The sequence below is a fragment of the Cupriavidus sp. SS-3 genome (assembly GCF_035818815.1).
In the GTDB taxonomy this organism is placed as follows: domain Bacteria; phylum Pseudomonadota; class Gammaproteobacteria; order Burkholderiales; family Burkholderiaceae; genus Cupriavidus; species Cupriavidus taiwanensis_C.
Genome location: NZ_JAYLVT010000019.1, coordinates 58417 through 79052 on the forward strand (window position 1 = coordinate 58417; position 20636 = coordinate 79052).

The 20636-nt window shown below is 68.2% G+C and carries 19 protein-coding genes; 4 read left to right on the top strand and 15 right to left on the bottom strand.

Going from position 1 to position 20636, the window contains the following annotated elements; genetic code table 11:
• Nucleotides 1-37: 37 nt before the first annotated feature.
• From U9J39_RS23820 to U9J39_RS23845, 6 genes are all read right to left on the bottom strand, one after another.
• Nucleotides 38-2353, bottom strand: coding sequence for a DUF3141 domain-containing protein (locus tag U9J39_RS23820; RefSeq protein WP_116314120.1), 2316 nt, complete (start codon nt 2351-2353; stop codon nt 38-40).
• A 303-nt stretch (nt 2354-2656) separates the two neighbouring features.
• The gene (gene phaZ, locus U9J39_RS23825; RefSeq protein WP_116314761.1) at nt 2657-3490 is read right to left on the bottom strand and encodes a poly(3-hydroxyalkanoate) depolymerase; all 834 of its coding nucleotides are present in this window, start codon (nt 3488-3490) and stop codon (nt 2657-2659) included.
• 63 nt (nt 3491-3553) lie between these two features.
• Nucleotides 3554-3994 carry a phasin family protein gene (locus tag U9J39_RS23830; RefSeq protein ID WP_116380529.1) on the bottom strand — a complete coding sequence of 147 codons (441 nt, stop codon included), beginning with the start codon at nt 3992-3994 and terminating at the stop codon, nt 3554-3556.
• 84 nt (nt 3995-4078) lie between these two features.
• Nucleotides 4079-5797: an alpha/beta fold hydrolase gene (locus U9J39_RS23835; protein ID WP_326348285.1), complete on the bottom strand. Its 1719-nt coding sequence runs from the start codon at nt 5795-5797 to the stop codon at nt 4079-4081.
• Between the two features lie 125 nt (nt 5798-5922).
• The gene (locus U9J39_RS23840; protein WP_115701686.1) at nt 5923-6387 is read right to left on the bottom strand and encodes a MaoC family dehydratase; all 465 of its coding nucleotides are present in this window, start codon (nt 6385-6387) and stop codon (nt 5923-5925) included.
• 263 nt (nt 6388-6650) lie between these two features.
• Nucleotides 6651-7670, bottom strand: a complete 1020-nt coding sequence (locus tag U9J39_RS23845) for an AraC family transcriptional regulator (RefSeq protein WP_326348286.1) — start codon at nt 7668-7670, stop codon at nt 6651-6653.
• Nucleotides 7671-7918: 248 nt separating this feature from the next.
• On the opposite strand from U9J39_RS23845, the gene U9J39_RS23850 reads away from it, so the two are divergent.
• On the top strand, nt 7919-8677 hold the full coding sequence (locus U9J39_RS23850) for a DsbA family oxidoreductase (protein ID WP_326348255.1): 759 nt from the start codon (nt 7919-7921) through the stop codon (nt 8675-8677).
• Between the two features lie 105 nt (nt 8678-8782).
• Here U9J39_RS23850 and U9J39_RS23855 read toward each other — a convergent pair whose 3' ends face one another.
• Nucleotides 8783-10534 carry a SulP family inorganic anion transporter gene (locus tag U9J39_RS23855; protein ID WP_326348256.1) on the bottom strand — a complete coding sequence of 584 codons (1752 nt, stop codon included), beginning with the start codon at nt 10532-10534 and terminating at the stop codon, nt 8783-8785.
• Nucleotides 10535-10755: 221 nt separating this feature from the next.
• Here U9J39_RS23855 and U9J39_RS23860 point away from each other — a divergent pair, with 221 nt between their 5' ends.
• Nucleotides 10756-11103: a hypothetical protein gene (locus U9J39_RS23860; protein WP_116314759.1), complete on the top strand. Its 348-nt coding sequence runs from the start codon at nt 10756-10758 to the stop codon at nt 11101-11103.
• Nucleotides 11104-11149: 46 nt separating this feature from the next.
• Here U9J39_RS23860 and U9J39_RS23865 read toward each other — a convergent pair whose 3' ends face one another.
• Genes U9J39_RS23865 through U9J39_RS23875 form a run of 3 tightly spaced genes read right to left on the bottom strand, consistent with a single transcriptional unit; the run spans nt 11150 to nt 13875 of the window.
• A complete protein-coding gene (locus tag U9J39_RS23865; protein WP_240991358.1) occupies nt 11150-11548 on the bottom strand; it encodes a hypothetical protein in 399 nt (132 codons plus the stop codon).
• Between the two features lie 20 nt (nt 11549-11568).
• Entirely contained in the window at nt 11569-12486 is a 918-nt protein-coding gene (locus U9J39_RS23870) for a DUF2950 domain-containing protein (RefSeq protein ID WP_326348257.1), read from the bottom strand.
• An 18-nt stretch (nt 12487-12504) separates the two neighbouring features.
• Complete coding sequence (locus tag U9J39_RS23875; RefSeq protein ID WP_116314116.1) at nt 12505-13875, bottom strand: DUF3300 domain-containing protein; 1371 nt, start codon at nt 13873-13875, stop codon at nt 12505-12507.
• A 338-nt stretch (nt 13876-14213) separates the two neighbouring features.
• On the opposite strand from U9J39_RS23875, the gene ppk2 reads away from it, so the two are divergent.
• Entirely contained in the window at nt 14214-15125 is a 912-nt protein-coding gene (ppk2, locus tag U9J39_RS23880; RefSeq protein WP_115713706.1) for a polyphosphate kinase 2, read from the top strand.
• A 34-nt stretch (nt 15126-15159) separates the two neighbouring features.
• On the opposite strand, the gene U9J39_RS23885 is transcribed toward ppk2, so the two are convergent.
• The gene (locus tag U9J39_RS23885; protein ID WP_326348258.1) at nt 15160-15546 is read right to left on the bottom strand and encodes a hypothetical protein; all 387 of its coding nucleotides are present in this window, start codon (nt 15544-15546) and stop codon (nt 15160-15162) included.
• Between the two features lie 9 nt (nt 15547-15555).
• Nucleotides 15556-15810, bottom strand: coding sequence for an RNA-binding protein (locus U9J39_RS23890; protein ID WP_111516891.1), 255 nt, complete (start codon nt 15808-15810; stop codon nt 15556-15558).
• Between the two features lie 300 nt (nt 15811-16110).
• Here U9J39_RS23890 and U9J39_RS23895 point away from each other — a divergent pair, with 300 nt between their 5' ends.
• Nucleotides 16111-17133 (top strand): hypothetical protein, encoded by a 1023-nt coding sequence (locus U9J39_RS23895; RefSeq protein ID WP_115713708.1) that lies wholly within the window; start codon nt 16111-16113, stop codon nt 17131-17133.
• Nucleotides 17134-17166: 33 nt separating this feature from the next.
• Here U9J39_RS23895 and U9J39_RS23900 read toward each other — a convergent pair whose 3' ends face one another.
• The 3 genes from U9J39_RS23900 to U9J39_RS23910 form a co-directional block, all read right to left on the bottom strand.
• The gene (locus U9J39_RS23900) at nt 17167-17679 is read right to left on the bottom strand and encodes a GAF domain-containing protein (protein ID WP_326348259.1); all 513 of its coding nucleotides are present in this window, start codon (nt 17677-17679) and stop codon (nt 17167-17169) included.
• 1 nt (nt 17680) lies between these two features.
• A complete protein-coding gene (locus U9J39_RS23905; RefSeq protein WP_373429596.1) occupies nt 17681-18625 on the bottom strand; it encodes a Bug family tripartite tricarboxylate transporter substrate binding protein in 945 nt (314 codons plus the stop codon).
• Nucleotides 18626-18714: 89 nt separating this feature from the next.
• A complete protein-coding gene (locus U9J39_RS23910; RefSeq protein WP_326348260.1) occupies nt 18715-20544 on the bottom strand; it encodes a gamma-glutamyltransferase family protein in 1830 nt (609 codons plus the stop codon).
• Between the last annotated feature and the right edge of the window lie 92 nt (nt 20545-20636).

Genomic DNA, 20636 nt, shown 5'->3' on the forward strand with positions numbered 1-20636 from the left:
GGCGCTGGGTACCCACGTGGTCTCGTACCGCATCGCCCTAGGACGCACGGGTGAGCGGTGCGCCCGCGGCGCGGCCGCGCTCGGGTTTCGGCGCCAGCACCGCGCGGATCCGCCCCAGCATTGCAGCCTGCTCCGCCGTGGGGCTGGTGCCAAGCAGGCGCTCGTCGGTGCGCAGTTTTTCGGCCAGCGCATGCAGCCGCTGGCGGTCAGCCTGGTGCCTGAGCAAGGCCGGCAGCGTCTCCAGCGCCTGCTCGGGCGCGTACCGGGTGATCAGCTCCTGCTGGCCCCGGGTCTTGCGCCAGGCGTCAGGGGGCAGTTCGGGCAGGAAGTCCGCGTAGTCCGTCACCAGCTCCTTGCGCAGTTCCAGCCGGGACAGCGGCAACGGCTCGCCCTTGCGATTGAGCAGGCAGGCCAGCCGGGCAATCGCCTCGGTGTAGCCGCCCTCGCCGACCGAGGCCAGCGCGGCCCTGACTTCCGGCGGTTCCTGCGGTGCCATGGCTGCCGGCGCGGAAGGCTTGTCCAGCGACAGGAACGAGAACAGGTTGGCGTACAGGTTGAAGAACGATGCCTCCGTCATCGCGTCGCGCACGGCGCGGTAAGCGTCGAGGCCGGCACTGAGCATTTCCGCCCCCGCCTGTTCCTGCTGCCTCAGCGGATGGTCATCCGCCATGGCCTGGCGGTTCGCCCTGACCGCCTCGGCCGCGGGCTTCAGCCAGGCCATCCAGGGATTCAGGTCCGAGAACGCCCAGTTCTGCACCCGCAGCGGATGGAACTCGCGCAGCATCCGTGCCGACGCCTCGTTCGACATGGCCTGGACCAACGGTTGCGCGAACAGTTCATAGGCGCGCTGGTTGAAGTCCGACAGCGCGGCAACGGCCTCGAACGGTTTCTCGTCGGCCCGCTCGAAGCGGTTGAGCCGGCCGGCGAGCTCCTCCAGCGAATGTTCCTCGAACTCGACCTCGTATTCGATGCCATCGCCGCGCTTGTGTTCATGGATGACCATGCCGTAGAGGCCCGGGGGCAGCAGTTCGATGCTCTTGAGCACCGAAACGATCTGGGCATGCTCCTTCTTTGCGACCTTGCCGGAGACGAAGATGCCAAGATGGCCCACGCTCCGGTGCATCATCCCGACGATCACCTGGCCGCGCGCCTTGATTTCATCGGTACTGCCATAGACGTCAACGACCCAGTTGAAGGCCTGCTGCGGCGGCGTGATGTTGTCGCCCATCGAGGCAAACAGAACGATCGGCGCCCGGATCTCGCGCAGGTCGAAGCCCTTGCCGCCTGCCGCCTTGACGTCGCCGCTCCACAGCTTGTTGCCGACGAACAGGTTGCGCGTGATCCATTCGATCTCCTCGCGGTTCATCAGGTAGTAGCCGCCCCACCAGCGCTCGAACTCGAGGAAGCGCGGCGGCTCGGTGTCGGCCTTGCGGTACAGGTTGTAGTACTTGTCCCACAGGCTGTTGGCCGGGTTCAGGTTCTCGAAGTTCTGGACCAGCCAGGCGCCGTCGAACTTGCCGTTGCCGAGGTCCGCCGTAAGCGATGCCAGCCAGGTGCCGCCCAGCAGGCCGCCGGAATAGCGCATCGGGTTGTCGCCCTCGCCCGCGCTCCAGGCACCGCTCCAGTACGACATCGGCGCACCGTTGATGACGATCGGGCCGGTGTCGTCCGGGTCCGATGCACCGAGCATCATCGCGGCCCAGCCCCCCTGGCAATTGCCGATGATGGCCGGCTTGGCGCTGTCCGGATGCAGGGCGCGCACCTTGCGGATGAACTGTTGCTCCGCCTCGCATACGTCGAGCAGCGTCTGCCCCGGCTCCGGGTCACGGAAGAAGATAACAAAGTAGACCGGGTGGCCGGCACGCATCGCCACGCCCACCTGCGAATCGTCCTTGAACCCGCCGATACCCGGGCCATGCCCGGCACGCGGATCGATGATGACATAGGGACGGCGGCTGTCATCGATGGTCACGCCTTCGGGCGGCGTGATTTTCAGCAGTGCGTAGTTGACTGGCCGCGCGAACTGGCGCCCATCCATCACGGTTTCGTAGTCGAAGTGCAGGACCGGCTTGAGGCCGTGCGTAGCGTTTTCCACAAAGTGGTTGCCCCGCTCCCTGAGCGTGTCCCAGAACAGGATGGCACGCTGCATGCTGTCGACCGCGTAGGCATAGCCGTTCATCGGATCGAGGCCGGCGGTCCACTTTGCCGGCGCGGGGGCCGCGTTGTCCTCGCCCATGGCCTGCTGCACACGATGTATGTAGGCCTCCTGCGCGTTCCTCAGCCGCTTTTGCAGCACGACGCCCGTCTTGACGCCCACTTCACGCGCGTGAGCCAGTTGCTTGCCTGCATCCATGCCGTCCTCCGCCAGGAATCCTGCAATATCCAGTGCCTATGGTGGATACACCCCCTCCAGCCTGCCCGGGTTGTGCCGCCACACCCTGGACCGGCCCCGCGGGTGTATCCCGGGTGCCTACATATTCTTGCTCTGACCAACTTTAATGGGAGCCGGTCCCGCGGCAGAGATGAAATTTTTCCAAATGCGAGATAAGTAAAACCGCCCACCCGACAGGGTGATGCCCAGCTCACGAATCACACCATGCGCCCCCCATCCGGGGGGGCGTGCTGCGTGCGTCAAGGCGTGCGCTGAAGCGGTTGACTATGCGCGCAGGAAGCGGCCGATGGTTCTGGCCGCGCTGTCGGCGCCGGTCACAAGAAAGAGGTGGCCGTCGTCGACCAGCTGCAGCGCCGCGTGGGGAATGGCCGCGGCCAGGATCCTGGCATTGACCGGCGGCACGATCGGGTCGTCGGTCCCGTGCATCACCAGCGTAGGCTGCTTCAGCGCGCCCAGCCAGGGCAGGCTGCTCCAGCCCCAGGCCGCCAGCAGCTGGTAGAGGTAGCCGCGTCCGCGCGGCGGCTGCATGTGCCGGCCGTGCTGGTCGAGCCATGCGGGGTCATGGCGCAAGGCGCCGCCATACAGGTCGGCGCCAACGCGGCGCAGGTACTGCGGATCGGTATAGCGGCGCAGGCCGATCATCTTGGTCAGCACTGACAGCCTGCCGGGCACCATGATGACGCCGGGCGAGGTCGCCGCCAGGACCAGGCGCCTGCAACGGTGGGCCTGAAGCCGGGCAAACTCCTGCGCCAGCGCTCCGCCCCACGACACGCCCAGCGCATCGACCTGGCCATCGTAGCCAAGGCGCGACAGCAGCCGGTCGGCCAGCACGCAGAGACTGGAGAAGCGGTAAGGCATCAGCGGCGCGGGCGAGCCGCCCACGCCGGGAACGTCGAAGAGAATCACTTCGATGTCGGGCAGTGCGTCGACAAAGGGCCTGAGCAGTTCGAAGTTGGCGCCGATGCCGTTGAAGACCAGCAGCGGCGGGCCTGCGTCCCGGCCCGGCCGGATGCCGGCCCGCAGTACCTGGCCGTCCAGGTCCACGGTCCGGACCCGGAGCTTGTGGCCGGCTGGCGTGCCGGCATTGATGGTTGTCATCGGTTCGTCCTGGAGACGTTGGCGCGCGGGCATGGCCGGCGCGCCGGCCTTGCCCGCCTGCGTTCATGCCTTGGGGCGCAGGATGCCCTTGACCTCCTCGACGTTCTCCGCGATGCGCCGGCCGACCGTGGCGATGCTGTCCGCCTGGGTCTTGTAGAGCGTATCGCTCAGCCCGCGCAGGCCGGCCACGGCCTTGTGCAGCGAGCGCGGCAGCGCTTGCGCCACCGTGGCGGAAGCCTTGCCCTCGGCGGCCTGGCCGCCGCGCGCCAGCGCCTGCAGGTCGGCGGCGGTGTCGCACAGGTACTCGGCCTGCAGGCGCACCACCGATTGCAGGCCGCTCAGCAGCGTGATGTTGATGCTGGCCAGCGCCTCGATGTCCTTGCGGCGCGACTCGAGGATCGCGGCCGGGTCCAGGCGATTGTGCCGGACGAAGTCAAGCAGCTTGCGGTGCGGGGCCTGGGACGCCTGCCGGGCGGCGGCGTCCGCGGTGTTGGTCGATTCCATCTGGGTATCTCCTCACGGTTGGGTTGCAAAAATCGAAACTTGGGTTGGCCGCTGCGGCATGGGCCGGCGTCCATGGGCTGCGCATCACGCTTCGGTCACATAGCGTCCGGGCGCATCGCCACAGGGTGCGAATTGCGCGCTGCCGGGAACGTCGGGCGCGCGGCGCTTTGGTCCCGAGCGCGCCTGCAGCCACTGGCTCCAGTGTTCCCACCACGAGTCCTGCACGGCGGTCGCGTCGTCAAGCCAGGCCTGCGGATCGGCGGCCGGCGCGCCGCCGCGGAAGAACTTCGCCTTCGGGTTGCCGGGGGGATTGACCAGGCTCTGCACGTGGCCGCTGGAACTCAGCACGAACTCGGTGCGCCCGCCAAAGGCGCGCATCGACCGGTAAACCGCCTTCCATGGCGTGATGTGGTCGGTCATGCCGGCCAGCACATACTTGTCGCAGGTCACGTCCGACAGCGTGATGGCGTGGCCCAGCACGTGCAGCGTGCGCGGCGTGGCGAGCTGGTTCAGCGTGAGCATGTCGAGGAACTGGCCGTGCAGGCCGGCGGGCAGCCGCGTGGTGTCGTTGTTCCAGTAGAGGACATCGAAGGCCGGCGGCGCATTGCCGAGCAGGTAGTTGTTGACCCAGTAATTCCACACCAGGTCGTTCGGCCGCAGCCAGGCAAAAATGCGTCCCAGCGCCGCGCCGTCGAGCACGCCGAGCGCCTGGCTGCCCTGCCGCGCTGCGGTGACGGCCTCGGGCGTGCTGAACAGCCCGAGCTGCGACTGCGCATCGAGTCCGAACACCGATACCATCAGCGTCGCGGCATGCACCAGCTTTTCGCCGCTGGCGGCGCAATAACCCATCAGCGCCGCCATGGTCATCGCACCGGAGCAGGCGCCATGCAGGTTGACGTCGGCACTGCCGGTGATGTCGCGGATCGCCCCGATCGCCTCGATCAGCGCGCTGACATAGGTATCCAGGTTCCAGTCGCGCTGCGCCGCGGTGGGATTGCGCCAGCTGACGATGAATACCTGCAGCTCCCGCGCCAGCAGGTACTCCACCATGCTCTTGCCGGGGGCCAGGTCGAACACGTAGAACTTGTTGACCTGCGGCGGCACGATCAGCTGCGGCCGCGCATGCACGCGGGCCGTGGACGGCGCGTACTGGATCAGTTCCAGCAGTTCGTTGCGGAACACCACCGCGCCCGGCGTCGTCGCCAGGTTCTGGCCGACGCTGAAGGCTTCCTTGTCCACCTGGGCCGGCATGCCGCCGTTGCCCAGGGTATCGGCAACCAGGTTGGCCAGCCCGCTGACCAGGTTCATCCCGCACGACTCCACCGTCTTTCTCAGCGCGGCGGGGTTGCCTAGCAGGGTATTGGTCGGGGCCAGCGCATCGATCACCAGCTCGGTGAAGTACTGCGCGCGGTGCTTGCTGCGCGCGTCCATCACCGAGCGCCGCACCAAGCCGCCCAGTGCGTCTCGCCAGGCCTGGTAGCCCTGCAGCGACATCCGGTACAACGGGTTGTCGCGCCAGGCGGCATCGCCAAAGCGCCGGTCCCGCGCCGACGGCAACGGCGCCGAACCATCCAGGACGCTGACGAGATCGTGCGCCAGTTGCGCCTGCTGCTCGAGCACGAGCACCGGCTCCTGTACGCACTGGGCGCCGATCTGCTGCGCGGCGCTGACGAAGTCCTCCGGCCTCAGGCCGACGAATGGATTGGGACCGGCCAGCGCCGGGTTCGCGTCGATGGCTTCGACGGCTTCGACGGCTTCGACGGCTTCAATGGCTTCGATGGCCCCGGCCGCGGTGGCGGCCATCACCGTCGCGGCCTGCCGGTTCCTGCCGGCTTTGCTGGCCGGCGCGCGCGCCCTGGATGCGGTTGTCATGTTGCTGCTCCTGCCTCTGCCTTGTTTTCTGCCCTGTTCCGGTGTCGTGTCCCGCTTCATGCCATGACAAGCGCGAGGGCTTCCGCCACCATTGCCGGCCTGGCTTCACCCTCGACTTCCATCGTGTTCTCCATGCGCAACAGCACGCGGCCGTCGCCCTTGTCATCGACGGCCAACAGCCTGACGCGGTTGCGCACGCGCCCGCCTGCCCTGACCGGCGCCAGGAAGCGGGTCTTCTCCAGGCCGTAGTTCACCGCGGCGCGCGCGTCGCCCGGCACCACGCCCATGCCGGTCAGCTTTCCCGCCAGCAGCGACAGCGTCAGGTAGCCATGGGCGATGGTGCCGCCGAACGGGCTTTCCTTGCGGGCGCGCTCGACGTCAACGTGGATCCACTGGCGGTCCTCCGTGCATTCCGCGAACGCGTTGATGCGCGCCTGGTCCACTTCCATCCACTCGGACACGCCGAGTTCCTTGCCGACGAACGCGCAGAGCGTTGCCATGCTGTAGCCTTCGATTGCCATATGTCCCCTCGCTTGATTCGGTGCCGCGCGTTGGCCCGCGCGGATCTGATGCCGGCATCGTAGTGGCGGCGCGCGCCAGCGCGGCTACCAAATCCGGCCCAATCGCTGACAAAACCTGCCGCTTTGCGCGCGTGTGCCGCGGCAGCCGCGCAATGCGCTCGCGAAGCCGCCCGTGATGGCGGAAACGGTCAGTCGCCGGCCGGCATAGTCGGCACATTGCCTGGCTGCGATACTCGGCTGTGATACGCGGCTGTGATACGCGGCTACGGCGCGCGGCGGTAGGCATTCGGCGTGCTGCCGGTCCAGTGGCGAAAGGCACGATGGAACGCGGTGGGATTGTCGAAGCCCACGTCGAAGGCAATGGCCGCGATCGGATCCGCCGAGCGTGTCAGGCGCTGAATGGCGATATCGCGCCGGACATCGTCCTTGATGGCCTGGAAGGTGGTGCCTTCCGCGGCAAGGCGGCGGCACAGCGTGCGCACCGAACAATGCAGCGCCAGCGCCGCGGCCTCGATCGTGGGCGGTTCCGGCAGGCGCTCGGCCACGTACTGCCGCACGCGATGACAGGTCATCTGCTCGTCGAACGAGACAAAGATCCAGTCCTCGGGCGCGCGCGCCAGGAATTTCTCCAGATCCGGCTTGCGTTGGCGCACCGGCATGTCGAGGTAAGCCGCGTCAAAGATCATGCGGGTCCGCTGGCAGCCGAAATGCACCGGACCGGGAAACAGGTAGAGATGGTCGCTGGCCAGCGGCGGCCGGCCGGATGGCAGTTCCACCGCCTGCAGCGCAATCTCCTTGCGAACCAGCCACGACGTGACGCCATGCACCAGCTTCAGCATCAGTTCGCGGCCCAGCATGCTCACGGCGGGCGACGCCGGATACTCCATCAGCTCCACATAGCCCGAAGCCCCATCGCGCCGCGACTCGACGCGGAAATCGTCGAGGATCAGGTGGAAGAACTGCCCGAACCGGTGCAGCGCCACTTCCAGCCTTGGCGCATCCAGCAAGCTCAGGCACAGGTACTTGAGCGTGCCATTGCGCAGCGGGCGGCTGAAGATGCCCGGCATTTCATCGTCGTGTTCGTGCGCGAGCAGCCGGTACAACGTGGCGAACTGCTCTTGCGTCACGCGCGCCGCCGGCTCCGCCAGCAGTTCGGCCGCAATGCCGGAGCGCTCCGCCAGCCGCGCGATCGCCATGGGGTTGGCGCCGCAAAGAAAGCCGTTGACGACGGAGATGGGGACGGTAGGAGACAAAGCGTTCACGCTAGCGCGCCGGCAATGCATGCCGCGGGAAATAGGTCGGCGCATTCTGCGGCTGCCGCCGGCGAACGCGCAAGCTGCCACGGGCCCGCCGGACATCGTGTTTTCCCTGCCTGTCACGAAATGTCAATTGATCGTCCCGTATTGTCAAAAATTCGTCGGACCCCTGGACCAAACTCCGTGCTCACCGCAGACGGCAACAAAAGCCGCCGGACCGCGCCGCCGGAGACCCGGCAGGCGCGCGCACCGATGACATGATCAGGAGCCAACGCATGCAATGCCCCGACAATTCCCCACACCCCGACAACGGTTCCAGGCGCCAGTCGTTTGCCCTGGAACAACCGGCGACGCTTTCGGTCGAGGCCTATTTCGACCTGATCTGCCCCTGGTGCCTGATCGGCAAGAAGCACCTGGAAACCGCCATCGATTGGCTTGGCCGCGAGCGCCCGGACGTCGCCGTGCAGGTGGCGTGGCGTTCTTATCCGCTGATCCCCACGACCCCGCCTGCCGGCCTGCCGTACCGCGAGTTCTACCTGGCGCGGCTGGGCAGCCCCGAGGCCGTGGCGATGCGCCAGGCGCAGGTGCGTGCCGCGGCAAAGGATGCCGGCCTCACGCTGGCACTGGAGCGCATCGAAACCTTCCCGAACACGCTGCTGGCCCACCGGCTGGTGCGCCATGCGCGCCAGCAGGCGGGCGCTGGCGTGGCTGGCTTGCTGATCGAAGAACTGTTCCAGCGCTACTTCATTCGCGCCGAAAATATCGGCGACCCGCAGGTACTGCGGCAGGCCGCGGCTTCGTGCGGCATCGCCTTGCCGGAGCATGCCGACAGCACCGGCGCGCATGACCTGGACTGGCTGCCATCGGTGCACGGCCCGCTCGACCCGCCGGCGCGCCCCGGTCTCGGCGTTCCCTGTTTTATGTTCAACGGCACGCACAGCGTGTCGGGTGCGCGGCCGCCCGAGGTGCTGCTCCAAACCATGCACCAGGCGCTGGCACGTGCCAAACGGCGCGCCACGTTGGCGGCCGGCTAAGGACTTGAGCGCTGGCCGCAAGGCCAAGGCCCGACAAATCCTCCCACCCCTGATACGCGAAGACACCCGGAAAAGCGGCGCACCTCGTTGCCGAACGGCCGCGGCTCACCCCGCGCCGGCCGCAGGCGCCCTGCCCTTGCCGACGTAGTCATCCACCGCGCCGCCGACGGTGGCGTGGAAGTTCTTCTCGCCGATCAGCTCCAGCAGCTCGAAGCGCTTCAGCTTGTCGCGCACCGGATCCTTCATCTCGGCCAGGTGCACCGCGATGCCACGCTCGTGCAGCGTCCGGATCAGCTCGCGCAGCATGTCGGCCGAGGTCACGTCCACGCTGGTGACAGGCTCGGCGGCCACCACCACGCGGCGCACCGGCGTGGGCGAGTCCTCCACCGCCTCCATGAGCCGCTCCTGGAACAGCTCGGCATTGGCAAAGAACAGCGGCGCATCCCAGCGGAACAGCAGCAGGCCGTCGATGCGTTTCGCATGCGGATAGCGTTGCACGTCATGGTAGCCACGCAGCCCTTCGACGCGGCCGAGCACGGCAAAATGCGGCCGCCAGCCATCCCACAGGAACTCGATCACGGCAATCACCACGGCCAGGCAAATGCCCGGTATCGCGCCAAACACCGCCACCGCGGCAAAGCACACCATGGACAGCCAGAACTCCCATTGCTGGATGCGATAGATGCGCCTGAGATCTGCAAACTCGAACAGCCCGAGCGCGGCGGCAATCACCACTGCCGCCAGCGCGCTGCTGGGCAGGTACTGCAGCAGGTTGGGCGCCACCAGCAGCAGCAGCGCCACGGCCAGCGCGCCGACCACGCCGGTCAGCTGCGTCTTCGCCCCGGCGGCCTCCGCCACCGGCGTGCGCGAGGCGCTGCTGCTGATCGGGAAGCCCTGGAAGAAGCCCGCGGCCAGGTTGGCGGCGCCCAGGCCCACCATCTCCTGGTTCGGGTCGACCCGGGTGTGGTAGCGCGCCGCATAGGTGCGCGACAGCACGCTGGTATCCGCGAACGCAATCAGCGCCACGGCGCAGCCGCCCAGCACGATCTTGACCAGGTCGGCGCCGCTGAGCCACGGCAGCGCCAGTTGCGGCAGGCCCTGCGGGATCGGGCCGAGCACCTTCACGCCGGCCCGGTCCAGGCCGAACACGCTTACCGCGATGGTGGCCAGGACCACCGCGATCAGGATGCCGGGCAGCCGCTCAAAGCGCTTGAGGAGCAGGATCAGCACCAGGCTGCCGGCGCCGACTGCAAAGCTGTACCAGTTGGTCTGGCCGTCCAGGATGGCCCGGCCCAGCGCCAGGATCTCGCGTAGCGGCCCGCCCTCGTCGACCGAGATGGCAAACAGCTTGGGCAACTGGCTGACCAGCACCGTCAGCGCGATGCCATTCATGTAGCCGTAGCGGATCGGCTTGGACAGCAGCTCGGTGATAAATCCCAGCCGCAGCAGCCCCATCACGATGCAGACCACGCCCGAGACCACCGCCATCATGCTGGCCGCGGCGATCGCGCGCGCGGGATCGCCAGCGGAGACCTGGATCACCACGGCGAGGATCGGCGCCGCCAGCGCGGAATCCGGCCCCAGCACCAGGACCCGGCTGGGACCGAACACGGCATAGACCAGCAATGGCACGACCGTGGCATACAGCCCGTACACGCCGGGCACGCCCGAGGCCTCGGCATAGGCAATGCCGACCGGCACGAGCATGGTGGTCAGCACCAGGCCGGCCGCCAGGTCGCGCGGCAACCAGGCGGCCTGGTAGGTCCTGAGCATGGTCAGGCCGGGCAGCCAGCGCCACCAGCCAGGCTCGCGCCGTGCGCTGCGCTCGCCGGGCGGGGTAAGCGGTTCAGTCTGCATGGGGGCTGTCCTGGGTGAAGGCGCGCTACCGCTTGCGGGGACTACAGGCGCCGGATGCGTGTCGGGGCCGTGCCGGACCAGGAGGCGCGTGCGCCGGCAACAAGGCACTGGCAATCCACGCCTTGGCACATATCATGGTTGTCGGGCCGGACGATCGGGCAATAGTGCTCGCGGCCCGCGGCACCGCCATGCGGCATCGCCGATCGCAACCGGGGTCTTTCATGCTGATCTCCAGACAATGCATGGCCGTGGCGCTGCTGGCGCTGGGCTGCACCGCCGCAAGCGCACAGCATGCCTCGGCGCCGGATGCCGCCGGCGCCATCGCCGAGGCCGTGCAGGGCGGCGCCAGCCCCTACCGCCCGCCGGCTGCCGCCAGCGAAGACCCGGACCAGGCCAGGCGGGCCAAATGCGAAGCGCTGAAGGCGCAGTACAACGCCACCCCGAAACAGCGCTCCTACCAGTCTTCCGGGCCGGCCACGCAGACAGCCCAGGGACGCACGATCCCCAAGATCGAGCGCGACAAGTCCCGCAAGTCGTTGCAGGAAGCCTACCGGGCCAACTGCACGTAGCCGCGCCGCGGGCCGCGCGCGCGCTGGCGTGGCAAGGGAGGCCGGCTCAGCGCCCCATGCGCGCGTCATAGCTGCGCGAGATGCGCTGCATCAGGCCCGGGTCATCAGGGTCGCCGCCGTCGAACTGCACCCGCACCGTGCCGTCGGCCTGGCGCCGCACGCTTGCCGACACCGGCCGGTTGTTGCGGCTGCCGGCGATGGTGCCGGCGGTTGCGTCCTGCACCCGGATCGTGACGCCCTGGTCTTGCAGGGCGCCGGCCGCGGCGTCAAAGGCGCGGTCGTAGCGCGTGGGCTGCGAGCCGGGGTAGGTGGTTGGCACCATCGCCACCGGCTCGACCGGGTAAGGGTAGGCGCACGCCGACAGCCACAGCACCACGCCAGCCGCGGCCACGACACCCGGCACAGCGCCCGCGCGCTTGATGGCGCGCTTGATGGCACGCTTCATGGCCCCCCTTGTAGCGCACGTCATGGCGTCACCCGGCTCCAGCCGGGGCCGGGGTCGAACGACCGGATCTTCGCGGCCTGGGCCGCACTGTCGGGCCCGAGGTCGCGCTCGAAGAGCTGGCCGTCGTGGCTGACCATAAAGCTCTGCACGCCGGTATCGCCGTACTTCACCGGCCAGGCCAGCACCGCAAACCCGCCGAAGAGCTTGCCGTTGACCACATAGTTGTAAGCGCCGCCGGGCGCATGCGGGCCCTGCGCGGTCAGCAGCTTGTAGTGGTAGCCATAGTAGCCCTGCCCCGCCTTGCCCTTGCCGGCCGTGAGGAAAGCTGCACCCAGCGGGCTGGGCGGCTCGCCGTCGCGAGTCGGGTAGTACAGGCCATCCCGCTTGCCGGCGGTGCTCGCCAGCTGGCCCGCATAGACCAGCACGCCATCGCCGTCGTGGTCGGTCTGGGCATATTCGTTCTGGGCATCGTAGATCGCCAGCATGGTCTGCATCACCGCGAGTTCATTGCGCCCGACGCGGCGCAGGCGCATCTCCTCGACCCCGGCGCGGGTATCGAACTGCCAGCCCCTGGCGCCCTTTACCAGCGGCACCGGCAGCGTCCAGCCGTCGTTGCCCACGGCGATGCGGGCGTGGCTGTCGTCGACCGGCTGGAGCGCGTGCGCGACCTGCCATTGCTCCAGGAAGCGTTGCCGGACTTCCGCGCCCACAGGCGGGATCAGCTGGCGAAAATCATTGCCCAGCAGCACTTTCATGGCAGTGTCGTCCTGGCGGGCAACAGCGTCGCCGAACGCGTTCATCGCTGCCTCGGCCGATTCGAAGGGCTTCTGCGCGCGCGCCGCCGGCCCGTACGCCATGGCAAGCACGAGGAACAGGCCGGGCAGCCAGCCCAGATACCGGACCGGATGGCGCAAGGCAAGCGCGAGAGGTGAGGTCATGATCGAGGCTCCCTGCACTTAGCGCCTGCCGCCGCGGCCACCGCCGCCAAAGCCGCCGCCGCCGCGGCCGCCACCACCGCCGCCGAAGCCGCCGCCACCGCGGTGCGCGCCGGCTGACTGCATGCTGGACCGGCCACGGTCGAAGTCGCGCTGCGAAGCAGCGCCACCGCCCACGCCCTGGAAGGCGTTGTCGCGCCCGCCTCCGCCCCCGCCGCCGCGGGAGCGGTCGGAAGCCCCGGCGCGGTCGGAGACGCCGGCGCGGTCGGAGACGCCGGAACGGTCGGAGACGCCGGCGCGGTCGGACGCGCCGCCCCGGTCGCCACCGCCGGGACGATCCGACAAGGCCGCGCGCTCGCCGCCGCCAGTACGCTCGAGACCGCCCGAGCGATCGCGCTGGCCACGATCGGCGACCTCGCCGCGGCCGCCGGCTCCGCCTTCGCGGCCCCGAAAATCATTGCGGCGGTCCGCGCCCGGCACATCGCGCGAGAATTTCTCGCGCGTGGCGTTGTCCCGGTAGGCCACGCCCTGGCGGTGGCTGGCGTCGTGCTGCCAGCGTCCGCCGGCCTGCACCTTGGTGCGGTCGAAATTGCGGTCGATATTGGTGGCGCGGTTGACGTTGATATTCACGTCGCCCCCGCCCCAGTTGCAATTGCCGAAGATGGCGCCGGCCGCGGCCAGCCCGACGCCCCAGGCAAGGCCGGTGGCCAGCGCCGCGCCCGGATAGTAGGCGGGATACGGCGGCCAGTAATACGGCGGGTAGGCCGGATAGCTCCAGGCCCCGTAGACCACCGTGGGGTTGTACGCCGGCACGTAGATCACCTGCGGGTCGGCCGGCTCGATGCGCACCACGCTCTGCGTGCCGGTGGCGCTGCTGGTGGCGGGCTCGACGATGACCGTCTGCTGCTCGGTGCTCTTGAGGTTGCCCGATTGCTGCGCCCGCGCGCGCAGGCGCTGCACCGCGGCAAGCACGTCCTTTTCCTGCGCCAGGAAGGCATCGCCCAGCTTCTGGGTCCAGTCGAGCTTGTCGTTCATGGGCTCGAGCGCCTGCGGGAATGCCACCAGGGACTTCACGCTGACATCCCATGGCTGGTCGGCCACCGCCTTGACCGCGGCATCGCCCTTGATGCCGGGATTGGCCTTGAGCCAGCGCGCAGCGTGAACGATTTCCAGTGGATAGGTGGAGGCCATCAGCACCTGCGAAAGCACCGAATCGGGATACAGTGCGATCGGCGCGACCAGCGCCTCGATCTCCTCGGGCTTGAAGGAAGGGGTCTGTCCCTGGCCGCCCGCCGGCGCGCCCTGCGCGCCGGCGCCAGCTGCCACGGCCATCAGCGCCGCCAGCAGCCATGCCCGGCCGGACCCAAGCAGCCGTTTCACCAGAAAGGCCATATTCCCTCCTCGCGACCGGGTGCGGCGCTTGTGCGGCATGGGCGTGCGGCGCATGCCGTTGTCGAATGCGATGGGTGCGGGCTACCGCTGCGCGCCGATGCGACGCGCGCGTTCATGCTGAATACGCGATATGAAGGTAGTACGACATTTATGGGATTTCAACCGATTTACGGCGCGCACCGCCACTACCAGAAATTTGTACATAAAATTGATTCGCGTCTGATTCCGTGGACGCCTGGCTTCCATTGCGAAAAAGATCCGCCATTCCGCGCCGGATGACTGCGCGCGCGGCGGCACGGCGGAAACAGAAAGCAGCATTGCAAGGCGGAGGAAAAACCATGGCCAAAGGCAAGGGCAAGGGCAAGCACCACGACAAGCACGACATCGACGAGCCGTTGCGCGAGACCGATAGGGACAACCCCGCGACCGGTGCAAATGAGGCCACGGACGAGCCTGCCGAGCCCGGCAAGGAGACCGGGCGGCTGTCCGAGAAGCAATACCGCAAGGAGTTGTTTGCGCTGCATGTCGAGCTGGTCAAGCTGCAACAGTGGGTGCAGGCGCGCGGCATCAAGGTGTGCATCGTGTTCGAAGGGCGCGATGGTGCCGGCAAGGGCGGCACCATCAAGGCGCTCACGGAGCGCGTCAGCCCGCGCGTGTTCCGCGTGGTCGCCCTGCCCGCGCCTACCGAGCGCGAGAAGACCCAGATGTATGTACAACGCTATCTGCCTTACTTGCCCGCGGCCGGCGAGGTCGTGATCTTCGACCGCAGCTGGTACAACCGCGCCGGCGTCGAGCGCGTGATGGGTTTCTGCACCGAAACCCAGGCCGAGGAATTCCTGCGCGCCGTGCCACTGGTCGAGCGCGCGATCGTGAATTCCGGCGTCATCCTGATCAAGTACTGGCTCGAGGTCAGCCAGGAGGAGCAGACGCGCCGGCTACAGGCGCGCATCCACGACGGGCGCAAGCTGTGGAAGCTCACCGACATGGACCTGCGCTCATACAGCCGCTGGTACGACTATTCGCGCGCGCGCGACGCCATGTTTGCCGCCACCGATACCGACTACGCGCCGTGGCACGTGGCCAATTCCAATGACAAGCGGCGCGCCCGGCTGAACCTCATCACCCACTTGCTGGCGCAGATCCCGTACGAGCAGATCCCGCGCAAGGCGGTCAAGCTGCCTGCCAGGCAGAAAGCCGGCGGCTACCGCGAGCCGAATTACCCATACCGCTACGTGGAGGAACGCTACTAGCCACGCGCGCCCCCGGGGCTGACCCGGCCCAGCGCTAGTCCGGCAGCTTGCGCGACTTCCAGCCGCCCTGTTCCTTGCAATACCAACCGGTCCACGATTCCGACTGCCCGGCGCGGCGGAACTCGCTGCGCACCTGGCGACAGGCGTCGCCGCGATCCGTGCGCGTCTGCAACGGCGTGAACGATCCTTCCACCGCGCGATGGCGCTGGTCGGCCGGCAAGCTGAACGCAACGCTTGCGCCGTCGGCGGCCTCGTCCATGGTCTTGCCAAAGACGCCCCACGCGGAATTCAATTGGGCCTGGCCCAGCGTGCCGACGATGGTGCCTGACAGGTAGTGGTCAAAGTAGCCCCAGGCCGGCCACGCCGACACGGCCGCGGCAAGCCCGGTGGCGGCGGCTACGCGCCGGCAGCGCATGGCCATGGCGCCTCCTTACTCGAAGCGCTCGGCCAGCACCATGGCGTCGACCTTGCGCTGCTTCCAGAAAATATGGTTGATACGCGGCACCAGTCCGCGCAACGTGCCGGCATCGACTTCGTTGAAATGCAGCGTCACGGCCGGCCGCGAGCCATCGCCCTCCACCCGGGTGATGTCGTCGAATGCCGGCAGCCCGTAGCGCACCAGAAAGTCGCGGATTTCGTCATCGGTGGTCCCCGCGTCGATATTCACCAGCATCATTGAACTCATGGTCAACTCCTTGGCGTTGCGCGACCGCTACCGCGCCGGTCTGCCCGAAGACATGCCAGGACGGATCGGCCGGTGCACTTTGATGCGCGAAAAGCCATAGCCTTGCATACGCATCGTCATCAAAGTCCTGGCGCACTGCGTCAATGAATCATAGATTGAACAGGCAATCAAGGCACGGCATCGCCGCATAACCCCCTGCCAACGGAGGGGTACCTGCGGCTGCCACGACATGCTGGCCAACCGGACCGCCGGCACGAAACCGCGCGAGCGGCATGGGCGGGACAATGCAGGAGCATGCTGATGGGCTTCCTGGGGTGGATGCGCCGGCGCAAAACGCAGGTCCCCGCACGCGAATCGCGGGAGCTTGCCGAACTGACGGAACGCGTGACCTGTCTCAGTCCGCGCCTGCGGCTGGTGCCGCGCTACCAACAGCGGATCCGGCCCGCGCTGGAACAGGCACTCGATTATGTGCGGGCACTCGTCCAGCAACTTCCCGCCGCGCGCGACGCCAGCAAGGAAGCCTGGGCCAGCGACCCTTATATTCACGCCTTTTTCGGCACGCCCCATGACGTGGAACTGGGCTTCAGCCGGTCTCCCGAATTGCGCGAATTCTTTGCGCAGTCGGCCGATTCGGCGCAGGCCTATGCTGTGCTCGGCATGGCAATGGCCGAGCGGCGCACGCTAGGCGTGGCGCTGGAAGGCGATGTCATGCGCTCGGACGTGCCCCAGACCGTGATCAGTTTCAGCGATCACAAGGTCAGGATCATTGCCTGCACCGAAGCGGCCCTGCGCGAGGAAATCGTGCGGCGGCTGTTCGACCAGTTGACCCTGGAGAGCCTGGCCCGCGTCGCAGCCGGCAAGTCGCGCCGCAACGTGCTCGAGCGCGAACAGGCGCTGCTCGTGGCGCGCCTGCGCCTGCTCGAGCGGCAAGGCACCGGCATGCGCTCGGTGCTCGGCGGCGATGGCGATGGCGATGGCGGACCCGAGCAAGCCACGCTGCGCGCACAGGTCGCCGAGAATGACCGCGAACTGGCGCAGCTCGGCAAGGATGCCGGGGCGCTTGAACGCCAGCTGGAATGCCTGGCCGAGGTACTGACGAACGCGCGCGACTTCCTGTCCATTGAGTCGAGACACCTGCGGCTCAGCGCAATGAACGTGCTGCTGGCAGCGGAAAGCACGGCGCCGGCGCACGAGATCGAGCTGCTTACCGCACGCATCCCGGGCGATCCGCCGCTGGTGCGATCCTTTGCGCTGGTGCGCTTCGACCGTGGCGACATGCTGTCATCCGGCGCCCTGCTCGATGAGGCGGCACGGCTGCTCTGAAGGCGGGGAAGCGCGTGGATCAGATGGCCGCGTTCATGCCCGCGCCTCCAGGCAGTCCCGTACGGCGGAACCGGCCAGCGCCGCCAGCATACGCAACGCTGCCACCTCCGCCGGCGACCATGCGGAGCGATCCGCCAGATAGTTGAAGGTCCCGATCACGCGCGACTGGCAGCACAGCGGCACATTGACCACCGCCGTGCAGCCAAGCGCGCGGATAATCTGCACGTCATCGAACACCGCCGCCAGCGCGGCATCGCCCTCGCCGACAAAGACCTCGCCGCGCTCGAGCAACTGGCGCCGCCATGGGCTGTCGCCCTTCTGCTTGCGTCCGCCGACCGGATAAGCGGATGGGTGGGACGACCACAGGCGTTCGATCTGGGCCGGCCCGGCGTGCCAGGCATTGATGGTCAGCAAGCCGGGGCCCAGCGCCTGCAGCGTGGCGGTGCCGATCGCATCGAACGCGGCGCCGGGATCGCGGGCCTGCTGCAGCTGGTCGCACAGCACATTGGCCGCCGCCACCAGCGAGGCGGTGCGCAGCAGGCTCATGTCATTCCCCCTTGATGCCGAGTTCGCGGATCAGCTTGCCGTAGCGGTCGGCATCGCGCTGCAGGATGGCGCCGAACTGCTGCGGCGTGGAGGTCGCGGTCTCGACGCCGATGGCGTTCATCTTGGACTTGACCTCGGGCAGCGACATCACCGCGTTGATCTCGCGGTTCAGGCGCGCGGCCAGCTCTGCCGGCATGCCCTTAGGACCGAAGGCACCGTACCAGACCGCCAGTTCATAGCCGGGCACGGTTTCGGCCACGGTCGGCACATTGGGCAGCAACGGCGAGCGCTTGCCCTCGGTGACGGCCAGCAGGCGCAGCTTGCCGCCCTTCACGTGCGGCAGCGTCTGGGTGCCGGCCGAGAACAGCAGCTGGGTCTGTCCCGCCACGGTGTCGACCACGGCGGGCGCGCCGCCCTTGTACGGCACGTGCAGCATCTGCACGCCGGCCATCTTCTCGAACAGCACCGCGCTCAGGTGGTTGGTCGAACCCGGGCCGGCGCTGGCATAGGCCAGCTTGCCCGGATTGGCCTTGGCGTAGGCGATCAGCTCCCTGACGTTCTGCGCCGGCACCGACGGATGCACTACCAGCGTGTTGGTGACGTAGGCCAGCAGGCCCAGCGGCGTGAAATCCTCCACACCGCGGAACGGCATGTTCGGCATCAGCGCCGGGTTCATCGCGTGCGTGCTCATCGAGCCGACCAGCAGCGTATAGCCGTCGGGCCTGGCACGCGCCACCATGGCCGAGCCGATATTGCCGGAGGCCCCGGGCTTGTTGTCGACGATCACCGGCTGGCCGAGCGAGCGGGTCAGGTGTTCTGACAGCACGCGCGCCAGGATATCGGTCGAGCCGCCGGCGGCCCACGGCACGATCAGCGTGATGGGCTTCTGCGGCCAGCTGTCCGCGGCGCGTGCGGCGCCGCCCAGGCACATCGCCAGCGCGGCCATGCCGCCCAGCAGGGTCTTGGTCATCCATCGCATGGTGTTACTCCTCCGTCTTCGTTGCTGTCTGTCTATTGATTGAAACAGTTGGATCGTCAGCGTCCGGCGGCATAGCCTTGCATGCCGCGCGGATTGGCGCCGGCGCGCAGCACCAGCCGGCCGCGGGCGTCGAACTGGCGCGAGCAGGCCGACATGCGGCCCTCGGACCACGGCTCGCCCACGCGCACGTCGTGGCCGCGCTCGCGCAGTGCCGCCAGCGTGCTGTCCGGGAAGCGCGATTCGATGCTGATGCGGTTGAGCACGGTCTGGCGCGGCCAGAACGAAGCCGGGAAGTGGTCGACATGCCAGGCCGGCGCGTCGATCGCCTCCTGCAGGTTCATGCCATGCACGGCATGGCGCAGGAAGAATGCCAGCGACCACTGGTCCTGCTGGTCGCCGCCGGGCGTGCCGAACACCATGTAGGGTTCGCCGTCGCGCAGCGCCAGCGATGGCGACAGCGTGGTGCAGGGCCGCTTGCCGGGCGCCAGGGTATTGGGCAGGCCCGGCTCCAGCCACGTCATCTGCAGGCGGGTATTGAGCGCAAAGCCGAGCGCCGGGATGGTCGGGCTCGACGACAGCCAGCCGCCCGACGGCGTGGCCGCGACCATGTTGCCGTGGCGGTCGATCACGTCGATATGGCAGGTATCGCCGACAAAGATCTCCTGTTCGGCCCACTCGGCCACCGGCGGCAGTTCGGCAAAGGTGGGCTCGCCCACGCCGAAGCGCACGTCGGCGCGCTGCAGCGTGCGCGCGGCCGCGGCCAGGTCGGGCAGGCGCGGCGCAATGCCGTTGACCGTGCCGGGCTCGAGCGACAGCGCCGCCTGCGCGCCGATGCGCTGTGCGCGCGCAGCCAGGTAGCCATCGTCCAGCAAACCCGCCAGCGGGCTCGCAGTGAAATGCGGGTCGCCGTACCACGCCAGCCGGTCGGCCATGGCGAGCTTGGCGGCCTCGGCAATGCGGTGCACGAACTCGGGTGAATCCGCCGCATGCTGCTCCAGGCCGGCATGGCGCAGCATGCCCAGTTGCTGCAGGAACACCGGACCCTGGCTCCAGATGCCGCACTTGGCCACGGTATAGCGGCCGAAATCCAGGGTCGCGGGCGCCTCGATCCCGGGCGTCCAGCTTGCCATGTCTTCGAGGCGCAGCAGTCCGGCGTGCTTGTCGCCGGTGGTGTCGCGCACCGGCGTATGGCGGCAATACGCATCGATTTCCTGCGCCACGAAGCCGCGGTACCAGCAATCCAGCGCCGCGTCGATCTGCCCGGTGCGGGTATCGCTGCGGCGCTGGGCCTCTTCGACGATGCGGGTGTAGGTGGCCGCCAGCACCGGCAGCGTGTGCAGGCTGCCGGGGCGCGGCACCTTGCCGTCGGGCAGCCAGGTCTGGGCCGAGCTGTGCCATTCGTCGCGGAACAGCGCCTGCACCGCCAGGATCGCGCGCGCGATGCGCGGCACCAGCGGAAAGCCGTCGCGCGCATAGCCGATGGCGGGCGCCAGCACCTCGGCGAGGGTCCAGCTGCCATGCTCGCGCAGCATGGTCAGCCATGCGCCGAAGGCACCGGGCACGGCGGCCGGTATCAGGCCGATGCCGGGCACCAGGTCCAGCCCCATCGCGCGCAGCGCGGCGGGATCGGCCAGCGCCGGCGCCGGGCCCTGCCCGCACACCGAGCGCATGGCGCGCTCGCGCTCGCTCCAGTACAGGATCGGCACTTCGCCGCCGGGGCCGTTCAGGTGCGGCTCGACCACCTGCAGCACGAAGCCCGCGGCGACCGCGGCATCGAAGGCGTTGCCGCCGCGCTCCAGCACGCCCATGGCGGTCTGCGTGGCCAGCCAGTGCGTCGACGCCGCAACGCCAAAGGTGCCAACAATCTCGGGACGGGTGGTGAACATGGGCAAGGCTCCTGTGATGCCGGCCAGTATAGGTTTGCGGAATAACCAGCCGTGCCTGTTTGGTTATTGTGGTATTACCATGTGGTAATACC